At 49.1% G+C, this 20,868-nt stretch carries 1 protein-coding gene (only partly in view); it reads left to right on the top strand.

Annotated features, from left to right (window positions below; translation table 11 throughout):
- Positions 1 to 20,868, top strand: the 5' portion of a protein-coding gene (locus GT360_RS22020) for a tandem-95 repeat protein (RefSeq protein WP_420825461.1). The gene runs 15,363 nt beyond the window's last position; 20,868 of the gene's 36,231 nt are visible here — the first part of the coding sequence; the start codon lies at positions 1 to 3; the stop codon falls past the right edge of the window.

A 20,868-nucleotide genomic window follows, 5' to 3' on the forward strand; every position in this document is an offset into this window, starting at 1 on the left:
ATGGCCGATAACAACGATCCTAAAAACCAAGAAAACCAACTTAATGATGCAGAAGAACAGCATGTGACCCCGGATGCGGGGAGTGAGTCTCAGCAGGCGAATAATAAAAATCAACAAAGTACTGCAGCGACAGCAGCAGCGACTGCTGCAGGGTCTGAGGATGCCACTGCGCAAGCAAACCAAGATATGGCCAGCGACCCTTCTGGAGCAGGTGAAGGTGCTGAAGGTGCCGGTTCGTCAGCGGGAGCTAGTAGCCAAGCTGATACCAGTGGCGGTAGTAGTGGCGACTCACAGTCGAAATCAGTGGATGGTTCGACTGATAGTGGAGTAGGAGCGGATGCTGGTGGTTCTGGCGGTGGCTCCGGTGCTGGCGCTGGTGCTCAGGCAGTGGGCGGTGATGCTCAAGCCGGTTCAGACGGTGGAACGGATGCTGAGGGTGCCACCCAAGCAGCAAGTTCAGGTGCTGCTGCACCGGCAGCACAAGCCTCTGGAGGTGGTGCCGAGGAAGCTGCTGAAGATGATTTTGACTCAGAAACCGTGAGCGAAGACTTTGTTGTAGACGTTCAGGACAGCAGTGATGAATCGGTATCTGAAGTAGAAGATGATTTTGATTCTGAGACAACCAGTACAACTTTCGCCGTGAACGTTGAAGGTGAAAATGATGCTCCGGAAGCTTCTCAAGATCTTGCCTACATCATGGATGAAGATGGCACCATTACGTTCGACCAAGAGCAGTTGCTAGAGTACGCCAGTGATGTTGATGGTGACAACTTAACGGCGTCCAATCTCTCTGTAGGTGAAAACGCATCTGTTGTGGATAATGGAGATGGCACGTTCACTGTCATTCCAGATGAAAACTTTAATGGCGAATTAGACTTAACCTTTGATATTAGTGATGGACAAGAGACTATCACGAGCAATATTGACCTGACAGTTCGTCCAATCAATGATGCCCCAGAGCCAGAAGACAAGGCATTTTCAATTGAAGAAGATGGAGTCTTGACCTTCACTGATGCCGACCTACTTGCAGGTGCAACCGATATTGAAGGGGATGACCTGTCAATTGTGGGTGTTAATTACACAGGCGCTGACGGTATCTTGAGCGACAATGGTGACGGCACCTATAGCTTTGCCCCAAATGATAACTTTAACGGTGATGTAAACTTCACCTTCGATGTGAGTGATGGTACGGATACAGTCACAGCGAATATGGATGTGTCGGTTACGCCAGTGGATGATGCCCCCGTTTCTGGTGACTTAGCTTACAGCGTCAACGAAGACGGTGAAATCACACTGAGCCAAGAGCAATTATTGTCACAAGCGTCAGATGTTGAAGGCGATGACTTGACGGCAAGTAACCTCGCTGTTGATGGTAACGCCACGGTCACGGCGAATGAGGATGGCTCATTCACTATTACGCCTGATGCTGACTGGAACGGCGATATTGATATCAGCTTCGATATCTCTGATGGTAGCAATGTGGTTCAAGCGCAGGCTGACCTCACGGTGAATCCTGTTAATGACTTACCACAGCCACAAGACCAAGCGTTCACGGTTGAGGAAGACGGTACGTTAACTTTCACCGATGCAGACCTACTGACAGGTGCAACGGACATTGAGGGAGATAACCTAACGGTTGAAGGCATTAGCTACAGCGGCACTGACGGTATCTTATCTGATAATGGCGATGGTACGTATAGCTTCGCACCGAACGAGAACTTCAATGGGGACGTTGAGTTTACCTTTGAAGTCTCAGATGGCACCGATACGGTCACAGCGAATGTGGATGTATCAGTCACGCCAGTGGATGATGCCCCCGTTTCAGGTGACTTAGCCTACAGCGTCAACGAAGACGGCGAAATCACCCTAAGCCAAGAGCAGTTGTTGTCTCAAGCTTCGGATGTCGAGGGCGATAACCTGACTGCGTCGAACCTAAGCGTTGATGGCAACGCGGAAGTGACGGTCAATGACGATGGCTCCTTCACTATTACGCCAGATGTGGACTGGAATGGCGATATCGATATCAGCTTCGATATCTCTGATGGCGCCAATGTCGTTCAAGCGCAGGCTGACCTGACGGTGAACCCAGTTAATGATTTACCACAGCCACAAGACCAAGAGTTCACCGTTGAAGAAGACGGCACCTTAACCTTCACCGATGCAGACCTATTGGCAGGTGCGACGGACATTGAAGGGGACGAACTGTCTGTTGAGGGGATCAGCTACACCGGTACTGACGGTATCTTATCTGACAATGGCGATGGTACGTACAGCTTCGCACCGAATGAGAACTTTAACGGTGACGTTGAGTTTACCTTCGATGTGAGTGATGGCACCGATACGGTCACAGCGAACGTCGATGTGTCAGTTACGCCAGTGGATGATGCCCCCGTTTCTGGTGATTTAGCGTACAGCGTCAACGAAGACGGCGAAATCACGTTAAGCCAAGAGCAATTATTGTCACAGGCGTCTGATGTTGAAGGCGATGATCTGACGGCAAGTAACCTGGCTGTTGATGGTAACGCCACTGTTACGGCGAATGACGATGGCTCATTCACCATTACGCCAGATGCAGACTGGAACGGCGATATTGATATCAGCTTCGATATCTCTGATGGCAGCAATGTGGTTCAAGCGCAGGCTGACTTAACAGTTAACCCAGTCAATGATTTACCACAGCCACAAGATCAAGAGTTCACCGTCGAAGAGGACGGTACCTTAACCTTTACCGATGCAGACTTATTGGCAGGTGCAACGGACATTGAAGGAGATAACTTAACGGTTGAAGGCATTAGCTACGAAGGCACTGACGGTATCTTGAGTGATAACGGTGACGGTACGTACAGCTTCGCACCAAATGAGAACTTCAATGGTGATGTAGAGTTCACGTTTGATGTGAGCGATGGCACTGATACTGTTACGGCTAATATTGATGTCTCAGTGACACCAGTAGATGATGCACCAACGGTGGAAGGAAACCTGTCTTACACGGTGAATGAAGACGGAGAAATTACCCTTAGCCAAGAACAGTTGCTATCTAACGCGTCAGATGTAGAAGGTGATAACCTAACTGCGAGCAACCTGTCTGTTGATGGTAACGCCACGGTCACGGCCAATGACGATGGCTCATTCACCATTACGCCAGATGCGGACTGGAACGGTGATATCGACATCAGTTTCGATATCTCCGATGGCAGCAATGTGGTTCAAGCGCAGGCTGACCTAACTGTGAATCCTGTTAATGACTTACCACAGCCACAAGACCAAGCGTTCACCGTTGAAGAAGACGGAACCTTAACCTTTACCGATGCAGACCTTCTTACTGGCGCGACGGATATTGACGGGGATGATCTGTCCGTTGAAAGTGTCAGTTATACGGGTACTGATGGTATCCTGACGGATAATGGCAACGGTACCTATAGCTTTGCACCGAATGAAAACTTCAACGGTGATGTAGAGTTTACGTTTGATGTATCGGATGGCACAGACACAGTCACAGCCAACATTGATGTCTCAGTGACACCTGTCGATGATGCACCGACGGTAGAAGGTAATCTGTCTTACACCGTGAACGAAGACGGAGAAATTACTCTAAGCCAAGAGCAACTTCTGTCGAATGTGTCTGATGTGGAGGGCGATAACCTAACGGCATCGAACCTATCGGTTGATGGCAATGCTGAAGTGACAGTGAATGACGATGGCTCATTCACCATTACCCCAGATGCCGATTGGAACGGTGATATCGACATCAATTTCGATGTGTCTGATGGTGAGAACACTGTTACTTCGGGCGCGGATCTAATCGTTAACCCAGTTAACGACTTACCACAGCCTCAAGATCAAGAGTTCACTGTTCAAGAAGATGGCATCCTAACCTTCACTGATGCGCATCTACTTCAAGGTGCGACAGATATTGAAGGAGACAACCTTACTGTTGAAGGTATCAGCTACGAAGGCACCGATGGTATCTTGACGGATAACGGTAACGGTACCTATAGCTTTGCACCGAACGAGAACTTCAACGGTGACGTAGAGTTCACGTTTGATGTATCGGATGGTACTGACACTGTCACGGCTAATATCGATGTGTCGGTAACTCCGGTCGATGATGCGCCAACGGTTGAAGGCAACCTGTCTTACACCGTAAACGAAGACGGCGAAATTACCCTAAGCCAAGAGCAGCTTCTATCGAATGTTTCCGATGTAGAAGGCGATAACCTAACGGCATCGAACCTATCGGTTGACGGCAATGCGGAAGTGACAGTGAATGACGATGGCTCATTCACCATCACGCCAGATGCGGATTGGAACGGTGATATCGACATCAGTTTCGATGTGTCTGATGGTGAGAACATTGTGGCTTCGGGCGCGGATCTAACCGTTAACCCAGTTAACGACTTGCCACAGCCTCAAGACCAAGAGTTTACCATCCAAGAAGATGGCATCTTAACCTTCACTGACGCACACTTGCTTCAAGGTGCAACGGATATCGAAGGCGACAACCTAACGGTTGAAGGCATTAGCTACGAAGGCACAGATGGTATCTTGACGGATAACGGTAACGGTACCTATAGCTTCGCACCGAACGAGAACTTCAACGGTGACGTAGAGTTCACGTTTGATGTATCGGATGGTACTGACACTGTCACGGCTAATATTGATGTGTCGGTAACTCCGGTCGATGATGCGCCAACGGTTGAAGGCAACCTGTCTTACACAGTCAATGAAGACGGTGAAATTACCCTAAGCCAAGAGCAGCTTCTATCGAATGTTTCGGATGTAGAAGGTGATAACCTAACGGCATCGAACCTATCGGTTGACGGCAATGCTGAAGTGACAGTGAATGACGATGGGTCATTCACCATCACGCCAGATGCAGATTGGAACGGTGATATCGACATCAGTTTCGATGTGTCTGATGGTGAGAACATTGTGGCTTCGGGCGCGGATCTAACCGTTAACCCAGTTAACGACTTGCCACAGCCTCAAGACCAAGAGTTTACCATCCAAGAAGATGGCGTCTTAACCTTCACTGATGCGCACTTGCTTCAAGGTGCCACAGATATTGAAGGCGACAACCTAACGGTTGAAGGCATCAGCTACGAAGGCACCGATGGTATCTTGACGGATAACGGCAATGGTACCTATAGCTTCGCACCGAACGAGAACTTCAACGGTGACGTAGAATTTACGTTCGATGTATCTGATGGAACCGATACGGTCACAGCGAATATTGATGTCTCAGTCACACCAGTGGATGACGCGCCTGTTTCTGGCGATTTAGCTTATAGCGTCAACGAAGACGGTGAAATCACGCTTAGCCAAGAGCAGTTATTGTCACAGGCTTCTGACGTCGAGGGCGATGACTTAACCGCATCGAATCTATCTGTGGATGGCAACGCTGAAGTCACTGCAAATGACGATGGTTCGTTTACTATCACACCGGATGCTGATTGGAACGGTGATATCGATATTAGTTTCGATATCTCTGACGGTAATAGTGTTGTCCAAGCCACTGCTGACCTGACGGTTAACCCAGTCAACGACTTGCCGCAGCCTGAGGACAAAGCGTACACCGTTGAAGAGGATGGCACGTTAACCTTTACCGATGAGCAGCTTCTGGAGAACGCAACCGACATTGATGGTGATACGCTCTCTGTTGAAGGTGTCTCTTACACAGGGGCTGATGGTGTTCTTACCGACAACGGTGACGGTACATACAGCTTCGCGCCAAATGAAAATTTCAATGGCGATGTTGAGTTTAGCTTTGAGGTGAGCGACGGCACCGATACGGTGACGGCGAGCATAGATGTCCAAGTGACGGAAGTGAACGACCCACCAGTTGCGGGTGCGACTTCTTATACAATACAAGAAGATAACTCAATCACTATTAGTGATGAGCAGCTCCTCGCGAATGCATCCGATGTAGAGGGTGAAGTAGCCGTAGAAGATGTCTCTTACTCCGGCACCGATGGGGTGTTTGCTGATAATGGTGATGGTACTTATACATTCACTCCAAATGAGAACTTCTCAGGTGACATCAGCCTTGATGTCACGGTGGTCGATGAATACGGTGCGACAGCCGAAACGACAGCAGGTATTGAAGTCATTGAGGTGAACGACCCACCAATTGCTGGCCCAACGACATACACAATTGATGAAGACTCTGTCCTAACCTTCAGTGAGTCGCAAATCCTAGCGAACGCGTCGGATGTGGACGGTGAAGTTGAGTTAGTTGAAATTAGCTATGATGGGCCTGATGGTATCTTTACCGTAAATGGTGATGGGACTTGCAGCTTCGCACCGAATGAGAACTTCAATGGCGAAGTTCAGTTGAATGTGACTGTCACAGATGATGATGGTGCGACGGTTGAGACAGTGATAAACGTTGATGTTCTACCAATCAACGATGCACCGGTATCGGGTAGTACCGCTTATCAAGTCGATGAAGATGGTGCTATCACGATCAGTCAAGAGCAGCTGCTATCGCAAGCCTCAGATGTCGAAGGTGATGATTTAATCGCTTCGAATCTATCCGTGGATGGCAATGCGGAAGTAACGGTTAATGATGATGGCTCGTTCACCATTACCCCAGATGCCGATTGGAATGGTGATATTGATTTAAGCTTCGATATAACAGATGGCACAGATACCATTCAAGCTACTGCAGACTTAACAGTGAATCCAGTCAACGACTTGCCACAACCACAAGATCAAGCGTTTACAGTGGAAGAAGATGGCACGTTGACATTTACAGATGCTGACCTTCTAACGGGTGCGACGGACATTGATGGGGATGATCTGTCTGTTGAAAGCGTCAGCTACACCGGCACCGATGGCATCTTAACAGATAATGGCGACGGCACTTATAGCTTCGCGCCAAACGAGAATTTTAACGGTGATGTTGAGTTCACGTTTGATGTGAATGATGGTACCGATACCGTCACAGCGAATGTCGATGTCTCTGTCACGCCAGTGGATGATGCGCCAACCGTAGAAGGCAACTTGGCATACAGCGTTAACGAAGATGGTGAAATCACGTTAAGCCAAGAGCAGTTATTGTCACAAGCGTCTGATGTTGAGGGCGATGACCTGACGGCCAGTAACCTGGCTGTTGATGGTAACGCCACGGTCACGGCGAATGACGATGGCTCATTCACCATTACGCCAGATGCAGATTGGAACGGTGATATCGACATCAGCTTCGATATCTCTGATGGCAGTAATGTGGTTCAAGCGCAGGCCGACTTGACCGTTAACCCAGTCAATGATTTACCACAGCCACAAGATCAAGAGTTCACCGTCGAAGAGGACGGTACCTTAACCTTCACCGATGCAGACCTATTGGCAGGTGCAACGGACATTGAAGGGGACGATCTGTCTGTAGAGGGGATCAGTTACACCGGTACTGACGGTATCTTGAGTGATAACGGTGACGGTACGTACAGTTTCGCGCCGAACGAGAACTTTAACGGTGATGTCGAGTTTACGTTTGATGTCTCAGATGGCACTGACACGGTCACAGCGAACGTCGATGTGTCGGTTACGCCAGTGGATGACGCACCAGTCTCTGGTGACTTAGCCTACAGCGTTAACGAAGACGGTGAAATCACACTAAGTCAAGAGCAGTTACTCTCTCAAGCGTCTGATGTTGAAGGCGATGACCTGACGGCAAGTAACCTGGCTGTTGATGGTAACGCCACGGTCACGGCGAATGACGATGGCTCATTCACCATTACGCCTGATGCAGACTGGAACGGCGATATTGATATTAGCTTCGATATCTCTGATGGCGCTAATGTGGTTCAAGCGCAGGCTGACTTGACCGTTAACCCTGTTAACGACTTACCACAACCACAAGATCAAGAGTTCACCGTCGAAGAAGATGGTACGTTAACCTTTACCGATGCAGACCTACTCGCAGGTGCGACGGACATTGAAGGGGACGATTTGTCAGTTGAGGGTGTCAGCTACACCGGCACTGACGGTATCTTGTCTGACAACGGCGATGGCACTTATAGCTTCGCGCCGAACGAGAACTTCAATGGTGACGTTGAGTTTACCTTCGATGTGAGTGATGGCACCGATACGGTCACAGCGAACGTCGGTGTCTCAGTGACGCCAGTGGATGACGCACCAGTCTCTGGTGACTTAGCCTACAGCGTTAACGAAGATGGTGAAATCACCCTAAGCCAAGAGCAATTATTGTCACAAGCGTCTGATGTTGAAGGCGATGACTTGACTGCATCAAACCTAAGCGTTGATGGCAATGCGACCGTGACTGCTAATGACGATGGCTCATTCACCATTACGCCAGATGCGGACTGGAACGGCGATATTGATATCAGCTTTGATATCTCTGATGGCAGCAATGTGGTTCAAGCGCAGGCTGACTTGACCGTTAACCCTGTTAACGATTTACCACAACCACAAGATCAAGAGTTCACCGTCGAAGAAGATGGTACGTTAACCTTTACCGATGCAGACCTACTAGCGGGTGCAACGGACATTGAAGGGGACGATCTGTCTGTAGAGGGTGTCAGCTACACCGGCACTGACGGTATCTTGTCTGACAACGGCGATGGCACTTATAGCTTCGCGCCGAACGAGAACTTTAACGGTGATGTCGAGTTTACCTTCGATGTGAGTGATGGCACTGACACGGTCACAGCGAACGTCGATGTCTCAGTGACGCCAGTGGATGATGCCCCAGTCTCTGGTGACTTAGCCTACAGCGTCAACGAAGACGGTGAAATCACCCTAAGCCAAGAGCAATTATTGTCACAAGCATCTGATGTTGAAGGCGATGACCTGACCGCCAGTAACCTCGCTGTAGATGGTAACGCCACGGTCACGGCGAATGACGATGGCTCATTCACCATTACGCCAGATGCGGACTGGAACGGCGATATCGACATCAGCTTCGATATCTCTGATGGTAGCAATGTGGTTCAAGCGCAGGCTGACTTGACCGTTAACCCTGTTAACGACTTACCACAACCACAAGACCAAGCGTTTACCGTCGAAGAAGATGGTACGTTAACCTTTACCGATGCAGACCTTCTTACTGGTGCGACTGATATTGACGGGGATGAACTGTCCGTTGAAAGTGTCAGTTATACGGGTACTGATGGTATCCTGACGGATAATGGCAACGGTACCTATAGCTTTGCACCGAATGAAAACTTCAACGGTGACGTGGAGTTTACGTTTGATGTCTCAGATGGTACTGACACTGTCACGGCTAATATCGATGTTTCGGTAACTCCGGTCGATGATGCGCCAACGGTCGAAGGCAACCTGTCTTACACAGTAAACGAAGACGGTGAAATTACCCTGAGTCAAGAGCAACTTCTGTCGAATGTGTCTGATGTTGAGGGCGATAGCCTTACGGCATCGAACCTATCTGTCGATGGTAACGCTGAAGTGACAGTGAATGACGATGGCTCATTCACTATTACCCCAGATGCCGATTGGAACGGTGACATCGACATCAGCTTCGATGTCTCTGATGGCGAAAACATCGTTGCGTCAGGAGCCGATTTGACCGTTAACCCAGTTAACGATTTGCCTCAGCCACAAGATCAAGAGTTCACTGTTCAAGAAGACGGCATCTTAACCTTCACTGACGCACACTTGCTTCAAGGTGCCACAGATATTGAAGGCGACAATCTAACGGTTGAAGGCATTAGCTATGAAGGCACCGATGGTATCTTGACGGATAACGGTAACGGTACCTATAGCTTTGCACCGAACGAGAACTTCAACGGTGACGTAGAGTTCACGTTTGATGTCTCAGATGGTACTAACACTGTCACGGCTAATATCGATGTGTCGGTAACTCCGGTCGATGATGCGCCAACGGTCGAAGGCAGCCTGTCTTACACAGTAAACGAAGACGGTGAAATTACCCTAAGCCAAGAGCAGCTTCTGTCGAATGTCTCTGATGTAGAAGGCGATAACCTCACCGCATCGAACCTATCCGTTGACGGCAATGCTGAAGTGACAGTGAATGACGATGGCTCATTCACTATCACCCCAGATGCCGATTGGAATGGCGACATCGACATCAGTTTCGATGTGTCTGATGGTGAGAACATTGTGGTTTCGGGCGCGGATTTAACTGTTAACCCAGTTAACGACTTACCACAGCCTCAAGATCAAGAGTTCACTGTTCAAGAAGACGGCATCTTAACCTTCACTGACGCACACTTGCTCCAAGGTGCCACAGATATTGAAGGCGACAATCTAACGGTTGAAGGCATTAGCTATGAAGGCACCGATGGTATCTTGACGGATAACGGTAACGGTACCTATAGCTTTGCACCGAACGAGAACTTCAACGGTGATGTCGAGTTTACGTTCGATGTATCGGATGGTACTGACACTGTCACCGCTAATATCGATGTGTCAGTCACACCAGTTGACGATGCGCCAACGGTCGAAGGCAACCTGTCTTACACCGTCAACGAAGATGGCGAAATTACCCTAAGCCAAGAGCAGCTACTCTCGAATGTTTCTGATGTTGAGGGTGACAATCTCACTGCATCGAATCTGTCGGTTGACGGTAATGCTGAAGTGACAGTGAATGACGATGGCTCATTCACTATTACCCCAGATGCTGACTGGAATGGCGACATTGATATCAGTTTCGATGTGTCTGATGGTGAGAACATTGTCGCGTCGGGTGCGGATTTAACCGTTAACCCAGTTAACGACTTACCTCAACTGCAAGATCAAGAGTTTACCATCCAAGAAGATGGCGTCTTAACCTTCACTGATGCGCACTTGCTTCAAGGTGCTACAGATATTGAAGGCGACAACCTAACCGTTGAAGGCATCAGCTACGAAGGCACAGATGGTATCTTGACGGATAACGGCAATGGTACCTATAGCTTCGCACCGAACGAGAACTTCAATGGTGACGTGGAGTTTACCTTTGATGTCTCAGATGGCACCGATACGGTCACAGCGAATATTGATGTCTCAGTCACACCAGTGGATGACGCGCCTGTTTCTGGCGATCTAGCTTATAGCGTCAATGAAGACGGTGAAATCACGCTTAGCCAAGAGCAGTTATTGTCACAGGCTTCTGACGTCGAAGGCGATGACTTAACCGCATCGAATTTATCTGTGGATGGCAACGCTGAAGTCACTGCAAATGACGATGGTTCGTTTACTATCACACCGGATGCAGATTGGAACGGTGATATCGACATTAGCTTCGATATCTCTGACGGTAATAGTGTTGTCCAAGCCACTGCTGACTTGACGGTAAACCCTGTCAACGACTTACCACAGCCACAAGACCAAGAGTTCACGGTTGAAGAAGATGGTACCTTAACCTTTACCGATGCCGACCTACTGACCGGTGCGACGGACATTGAAGGGGATGATCTGTCTGTTGAAACCGTCAGTTATACCGGTACTGACGGTATCTTGAGTGATAACGGTGACGGTACGTACAGCTTCGCACCAAACGAGAACTTTAACGGTGATGTCGAGTTTACGTTTGATGTCTCAGATGGCACTGACACGGTGACAGCGAACGTCGATGTCTCAGTGACGCCAGTGGATGACGCACCAGTCTCTGGTGACTTAGCGTACAGCGTCAACGAAGACGGTGAAATCACGTTAAGCCAAGAGCAGTTATTGTCACAAGCGTCTGATGTTGAGGGCGATGACCTGACGGCAAGTAACCTCGCTGTAGATGGTAACGCCACGGTCACGGCGAATGACGATGGCTCATTCACCATTACGCCAGATGCAGACTGGAACGGCGATATTGATATTAGCTTCGATATCTCTGATGGCAGCAATGTGGTTCAAGCGCAGGCTGACTTGACCGTTAACCCTGTTAACGACTTACCACAGCCTCAAGACCAAGAGTTCACCGTCGAAGAGGACGGTACCTTAACCTTCACCGATGCAGACCTACTCGCAGGTGCAACGGACATTGAAGGGGACGATCTGTCTGTAGAGGGGATCAGCTACACCGGTACTGACGGTATCTTGAGTGATAACGGTGACGGTACGTACAGCTTCGCGCCGAATGAGAACTTTAATGGTGATGTAGAGTTTACGTTTGATGTCTCAGATGGTACTGACACGGTCACAGCGAATATTGATGTCTCAGTCACACCAGTGGATGACGCGCCTGTTTCTGGCGATCTAGCTTATAGCGTCAATGAAGACGGTGAAATCACGCTTAGCCAAGAGCAGTTATTGTCACAGGCTTCTGACGTCGAAGGCGATGACTTAACCGCATCGAATTTATCTGTGGATGGCAACGCTGAAGTCACTGCAAATGACGATGGTTCGTTTACTATCACACCGGATGCAGATTGGAACGGTGATATCGACATTAGCTTCGATATCTCTGACGGTAATAGTGTTGTCCAAGCCACTGCTGACTTGACGGTAAACCCTGTCAACGACTTACCACAGCCACAAGACCAAGAGTTCACGGTTGAAGAAGATGGTACCTTAACCTTTACCGATGCCGACCTACTGACCGGTGCGACGGACATTGAAGGGGATGATCTGTCTGTTGAAACCGTCAGTTATACCGGTACTGACGGTATCTTGAGTGATAACGGTGACGGTACGTACAGCTTCGCGCCGAACGAGAACTTCAATGGTGACGTTGAGTTTACGTTTGATGTCTCAGATGGCACCGATACGGTCACAGCGAACGTGGATGTGTCGGTTACGCCAGTGGATGACGCACCAGTCTCTGGTGACTTAGCCTACAGCGTTAACGAAGACGGTGAAATCACACTAAGTCAAGAGCAGTTACTCTCTCAAGCGTCTGATGTCGAGGGTGATGACTTAACCGCATCGAACCTATCGGTTGATGGCAATGCGACCGTGACCGCTAATGACGATGGCTCCTTTACCATCACGCCAGATGCAGACTGGAACGGCGACATTGATATCAGTTTCGATATCTCTGATGGCAGCAATGTGGTTCAAGCGCAGGCTGACTTGACCGTTAACCCTGTTAACGACTTACCACAACCACAAGATCAAGCGTTCACCGTCGAAGAGGACGGTACCTTAACCTTCACCGATGCAGACCTACTCGCAGGTGCAACGGACATTGAAGGGGACGATCTGTCTGTAGAGGGGGTCAGCTACACCGGTACTGACGGTATCTTGAGTGATAACGGTGACGGTACGTACAGCTTCGCGCCGAACGAGAACTTCAATGGTGACGTAGAGTTTACCTTTGATGTCTCAGATGGCACCGATACGGTCACAGCGAACGTGGATGTGTCGGTTACGCCAGTGGATGACGCACCAGTCTCTGGTGACTTAGCCTACAGCGTTAACGAAGACGGTGAAATCACGCTTAGCCAAGAGCAGTTATTGTCACAGGCTTCTGACGTCGAAGGCGATGACTTAACCGCATCGAATTTATCTGTGGATGGCAACGCTGAAGTCACTGCAAATGACGATGGTTCGTTTACTATCACACCGGATGCAGATTGGAACGGTGATATCGACATTAGCTTCGATATCTCTGACGGTAATAGTGTTGTCCAAGCCACTGCTGACTTGACGGTAAACCCTGTCAACGACTTACCACAGCCACAAGACCAAGAGTTCACGGTTGAAGAAGATGGTACCTTAACCTTTACCGATGCCGACCTACTGACCGGTGCGACGGACATTGAAGGGGATGATCTGTCTGTTGAAACCGTCAGTTATACCGGTACTGACGGTATCTTGAGTGATAACGGTGATGGTACGTACAGCTTCGCACCAAACGAGAACTTTAACGGTGATGTCGAGTTTACGTTTGATGTCTCAGATGGCACTGACACGGTGACAGCGAACGTCGATGTCTCAGTGACGCCAGTGGATGACGCACCAGTCTCTGGTGACTTAGCGTACAGCGTCAACGAAGACGGTGAAATCACACTAAGTCAAGAGCAGTTACTCTCTCAAGCGTCTGATGTTGAAGGCGATGACCTGACGGCCAGTAACCTGGCTGTTGATGGTAACGCCACGGTCACGGCGAATGACGATGGTTCATTCACCATTACGCCTGATGCAGATTGGAACGGTGATATCGACATCAGCTTCGATATCTCTGATGGCAGCAATGTGGTTCAAGCGCAGGCTGACTTGACCGTTAACCCTGTTAACGACTTACCACAACCACAAGATCAAGAGTTCACCGTCGAAGAGGACGGTACCTTAACCTTCACCGATGCAGACCTACTCGCAGGTGCAACGGACATTGAAGGGGACGATCTGTCTGTAGAGGGGATCAGCTACACCGGTACTGACGGTATCTTGAGTGATAACGGTGACGGTACGTACAGCTTCGCGCCGAACGGGAACTTCAATGGTGACGTAGAGTTTACCTTTGATGTCTCAGATGGCACCGATACGGTCACAGCGAACGTGGATGTGTCGGTTACGCCAGTGGATGACGCACCAGTCTCTGGTGACTTAGCCTACAGCGTTAACGAAGACGGTGAAATCACACTAAGTCAAGAGCAGTTACTCTCTCAAGCGTCTGATGTCGAGGGTGATGACTTAACCGCATCGAACCTATCGGTTGATGGCAATGCGACCGTGACCGCTAATGACGATGGCTCCTTTACCATCACGCCAGATGCAGACTGGAACGGCGACATTGATATCAGTTTCGATATCTCTGATGGCAGCAATGTGGTTCAAGCGCAGGCTGACTTGACCGTTAACCCTGTTAACGATTTACCACAACCACAAGATCAAGAGTTCACCATCCAAGAAGATGGCATCTTAACCTTCACCGATGCAGACCTACTCGCAGGTGCAACGGACATTGAAGGGGACGATCTGTCTGTAGAGGGGATCAGCTACACCGGTACTGACGGTATCTTGAGTGATAACGGTGACGGTACGTACAGCTTCGCGCCGAACGAGAACTTCAATGGTGACGTAGAGTTTACCTTTGATGTCTCAGATGGCACCGATACGGTCACAGCGAACGTGGATGTGTCGGTTACGCTAGTGGATGACGCACCAGTCTCTGGTGACTTAGCCTACAGCGTTAACGAAGACGGTGAAATCACACTAAGTCAAGAGCAGTTACTCTCTCAAGCGTCTGATGTCGAGGGCGATGACTTAACCGCATCGAACCTATCGGTTGATGGCAATGCGACCGTGACCGCTAATGACGATGGCTCCTTTACCATCACGCCAGATGCAGACTGGAACGGCGACATTGATATTAGTTTCGATATCTCTGATGGCAGCAATGTGGTTCAAGCGCAGGCTGACTTGACCGTTAACCCTGTTAACGATTTACCACAGCCACAAGATCAAGAGTTCACCATCCAAGAAGATGGCATCTTAACCTTCACCGATGCAGACCTACTGACCGGTGCAACGGACATTGAAGGGGACGATCTGTCTGTTGAGGGTGTCAGCTACACCGGTACTGACGGTATCTTGAGTGATAACGGTGATGGTACGTACAGCTTCGCGCCGAATGAGAACTTTAACGGTGACGTTGAGTTTACCTTCGATGTGAGTGATGGCACTGATACGGTGACAGCGAACGTCGATGTCTCAGTGACGCCAGTGGATGATGCACCAGTCTCTGGTGACTTAGCTTACAGCGTCAACGAAGACGGTGAAATCACACTAAGTCAAGAGCAGTTACTCTCTCAAGCGTCTGATGTTGAAGGCGATGACCTGACGGCCAGTAACCTGGCTGTTGATGGTAACGCCACGGTCACGGCGAATGACGATGGTTCATTCACCATTACGCCTGATGCAGATTGGAACGGTGATATCGACATCAGCTTCGATATCTCTGATGGCAGCAATGTGGTTCAAGCGCAGGCTGACTTGACCGTTAACCCTGTTAACGACTTACCACAGCCTCAAGACCAAGAGTTCACCGTCGAAGAGGACGGTACCTTAACCTTCACCGATGCAGACCTACTCGCAGGTGCAACGGACATTGAAGGGGACGATCTGTCTGTAGAGGGGGTCAGCTACACCGGTACTGACGGTATCTTGAGTGATAACGGTGACGGTACGTACAGCTTCGCACCAAACGAGAACTTTAACGGTGATGTCGAGTTTACCTTCGATGTGAGTGATGGCACTGATACGGTGACAGCGAACGTCGATGTCTCAGTGACGCCAGTGGATGACGCACCAGTCTCTGGTGACTTAGCCTACAGCGTTAACGAAGACGGTGAAATCACACTAAGTCAAGAGCAGTTACTCTCTCAAGCGTCTGATGTCGAGGGTGATGACTTAACCGCATCGAACCTATCGGTTGATGGCAATGCGACCGTGACCGCTAATGACGATGGCTCATTCACCATTACGCCAGATGCAGACTGGAACGGCGACATTGATATCAGTTTCGATATCTCTGATGGCAGCAATGTGGTTCAAGCGCAGGCTGACTTGACCGTTAACCCTGTTAACGATTTACCACAACCACAAGATCAAGAGTTCACCATCCAAGAAGATGGCATCTTAACCTTCACCGATGCAGATCTACTCGCAGGTGCAACGGACATTGAAGGGGACGATCTGTCTGTTGAGGGTGTCAGCTACACCGGTACTGACGGTATCTTGAGTGATAACGGTGACGGTACGTACAGCTTCGCGCCGAATGAGAACTTTAACGGTGACGTTGAGTTTACCTTCGATGTGAGTGATGGCACTGATACGGTGACAGCGAACGTCGATGTCTCAGTGACGCCAGTGGATGATGCACCAGTCTCTGGTGATTTAGCCTACAGCGTCAACGAAGACGGTGAAATAACGCTAAGCCAAGAGCAGTTACTCTCTCAAGCGTCTGATGTTGAAGGCGATGACCTGACGGCCAGTAACCTGGCTGTTGATGGTAACGCCACGGTCACGGCGAATGACGATGGTTCATTCACCATTACGCCTGATGCAGATTGGAACGGTGATATCGAGATCAGTTTCGATATCTCCGATGGTGCTAATGTGGTTCAAGCACAGGCTGACTTGACCGTTAACCCAGTCAATGATTTACCACAGCCTCAAGACCAAGCGTTCACGGTTGAAGAAGACGGTACGCTGACATTCACAGACGCTGACCTTCTAACAGGTGCGACGGACATTGATGGGGATGATCTGTCTGTTGAAAGCGTCAGCTACACCGGTACTGACGGTATCTTGAGTGATAATGGTGATGGTACGTACAGCTTTGCACCGAATGAAAACTTTAACGGTGACGTTGAGTTTACCTTCGATGTGAGTGATGGCACCGATACGGTCACAGCGAACGTCGATGTCTCAGTGACGCCAGTGGATGATGCACCAGTCTCTGGTGATTTAGCCTACAGCGTTAACGAAGACGGTGAAATCACACTAAGTCAAGAGCAGTTACTCTCTCAAGCGTCTGATGTCGAGGGTGATGACTTAACCGCATCGAACCTATCGGTTGATGGCAATGCGACCGTGACCGCTAATGACGATGGCTCCTTTACCATCACGCCAGATGCAGACTGGAACGGCGACATTGATATCAGTTTCGATATCTCTGATGGCAGCAATGTGGTTCAAGCGCAGGCTGACTTGACCGTTAACCCTGTTAACGACTTACCACAGCCTCAAGACCAAGAGTTCACCATCCAAGAAGATGGCATCTTAACCTTTACCGATGCTCATCTGCTTCAAGGTGCCACGGATATTGAAGGCGATAACTTAACCGTTGAAAACATTAGCTACGAAGGTACCGATGGTATCTTGACGGATAACGGCAACGGTACTTATAGTTTCGCGCCGAACGAGAACTTCAATGGTGATGTAGAGTTCACATTTGATGTCTCAGATGGTACGGACACCGTCACGGCCAACATTGATGTGTCAGTCACACCAGTTGACGATGCACCAACGGTTGAAGGTAATCTGTCTTACACAGTGAACGAAGACGGCGAAATTACCTTAAGCCAAGAGCAGTTGTTATCTAATGTCACTGATGTCGATGGTGATAATCTTTCTGCGAGCAACCTATCGGTCGATGGTAACGCTTCAGTCACGGCGAACGACGACGGCTCATTCACCATTACTCCAGATGCAGATTGGAATGGTGATATCGACATCAGCTTTGATGTCTCTGATGGTGAGAACATTGTCGCCTCGGGTGCGGATTTAACCGTTAACCCAGTGAACGACTTACCACAGCCACAAGACCAAGAGTTTACCATCCAAGAAGATGGCATCTTAACCTTCACTGACGCACACTTGCTTCAAGGTGCAACGGATATCGAAGGCGACAATCTAACGGTTGAAGGCATTAGCTATGAAGGCACCGATGGTATCTTGACGGATAACGGTAACGGTACCTATAGCTTCGCACCGAACGAGAACTTCAACGGTGACGTAGAGTTCACGTTTGATGTATCGGATGGTACTGACACTGTCACGGCTAATATTGATGTGTCAGTCACACCAGTTGACGATGCACCAACGGTTGAAGGTAATCTGTCTTACACAGTGAACGAAGACGGCGAAATTACCTTAAGCCAAGAGCAGTTGTTATCTAATGTCACTGATGTCGATGGTGATAATCTTTCTGCGAGCAACCTATCGGTCGATGGTAACGCTTCAGTCACAGCGAACGACGACGGCTCATTCACCATTACGCCAGATGCAGATTGGAATGGTGATATCGACATCAGCTTCGATGTGTCTGATGGTGAGAACATTGTGGCGTCAGGTGCTGACCTGACGGTGAACCCGGTCAACGACTTACCACAGCCGCAAGACCAAGAGTTCACCATCCAAGAAGATGGCATCTTAACCTTTACCGATGCTCATCTGCTTCAAGGTGCCACGGATATTGAAGGCGACAACTTAACCGTTGAAGGCATCAGCTATGAAGGCACTGATGGTATCTTGACGGACAACGGTAACGGCACTTACAGCTTCGCGCCTAATGAAAACTTCAATGGAGATGTCGAGTTTACGTTTGATGTCTCAGATGGCACGGAGACCGTCACGGCCAACATTGATGTGTCAGTCACACCGGTCGATGATGCGCCAACGGTTGAAGGTAATCTGTCTTACACAGTGAATGAAGACGGCGAAATTACCTTAAGCCAAGAGCAGTTGTTATCTAATGTCACTGATGTTGATGGTGATAATCTTTCTGCGAGCAACTTATCGGTCGATGGTAACGCTTCAGTCACAGCGAACGACGACGGCTCATTCACCATTACTCCAGATGCAGATTGGAATGGTGATATCGACATCAGCTTCGATGTGTCTGATGGTGAGAACATTGTGGCGTCAGGTGCTGACCTCACGGTGAACCCAGTCAACGACTTACCACAGCCGCAAGATCAAGAGTTTACCATCCAAGAAGATGGAATCTTAACCTTTACCGATGCTCATCTGCTTCAAGGTGCAACGGATATTGAAGGCGACAACCTAACGGTTGAAGGCATCAGCTACGAAGGTACCGATGGTATCTTGACGGACAACGGCAACGGTACTTATAGTTTCGCGCCGAACGATAACTTCAATGGTGATGTAGAGTTCACATTTGATGTCTCAGATGGTACGGACACAGTCACGGCCAACATTGATGTGTCAGTCACACCAGTCGATGATGCGCCAACGGTTGAAGGTAACCTATCTTACACAGTCAATGAAGACGGTGAAATTACCTTAAGCCAAGAGCAGTTGCTTTCAAATGTGTCTGATGTGGAGGGCGATGACCTAACCGCTTCGAATCTGTCAGTAGATGGTAACGCGTCTGTGACTGCAAATGAGGATGGTTCGTTTACTATCACGCCAGATGCCGACTGGAATGGTGATATCGACATCAGCTTCGATGTGTCTGATGGTGAGAACATTGTGGCGTCTGGTGCTGACCTGACGGTGAACCCAGTTAACGACTTGCCGCAGCCACAAGATCAAGAGTTTACCATCCAAGAGGATGGCATCTTGACCTTCACTGATGCACACCTGCTTCAAGGTGCAACGGATATTGAGGGCGATAACCTAACCGTTGAAGGTATTAGCTATGAAGGCACTGATGGTATCTTGACCGATAATGGCAACGGTACGTACAGCTTTGCTCCGAATGAGAATTTCAACGGTGATGTAGAGTTTACCTTTGATGTCTCAGATGGCACCGATACTGTGACAGCGAATGTGGATGTCTCAGTCACACCTGTGGACGACGCTCCTGTTTCTGGCGATCTGGCTTATAGCGTTAACGAAGACGGTGAAATTACGCTTAGCCAAGACCAGCTATTGTCACAGGCATCCGATGTCGAAGGCGATGACTTAACCGCGTCGAATCTATCTGTTGATGGTAACGCGTCAGTGACCGCAAATGAGGATGGTTCATTTACTATCACGCCAGATGCAGACTGGAACGGTGATATCGATATCAGCTTCGATATCTCCGATGGTAATAATGTTGTTCAAGCACAGGCTGACTTGACGGTCAACCCAGTGAATGACTTACCTCAACCGGAAGACAAGGCCTACACAGTCGAAGAGGACGGTACTTTAACCTTTACTGATGATCAGCTTCTTGAAAACGCGACAGACGTCGAGGGCGACGATCTCTCCGTAGAAGGTGTGTCTTATACAGGAACCGATGGTGTTCTAACAGATAACGGTAATGGTACTTATAGCTTTGCACCAAATGAGAATTTCTCGGGTGATGTAGAGTTCAGTTTTGAGGTCAGTGATGGAATCGATACGGTAACAGCAAGTATCGACGTTCAAGTTACAGAAGTTAACGATCCACCTGTCGCAGGTCCTACGTCATACACGATTGATGAAGATAGTGTCTTAACATTTAGCGAGTCACAAATACTAGCCAACGCATCAGATATTGATGGTGAAGTGGAG

Source organism: Vibrio astriarenae (genome assembly GCF_010587385.1).
Taxonomy (GTDB): domain Bacteria; phylum Pseudomonadota; class Gammaproteobacteria; order Enterobacterales; family Vibrionaceae; genus Vibrio; species Vibrio astriarenae.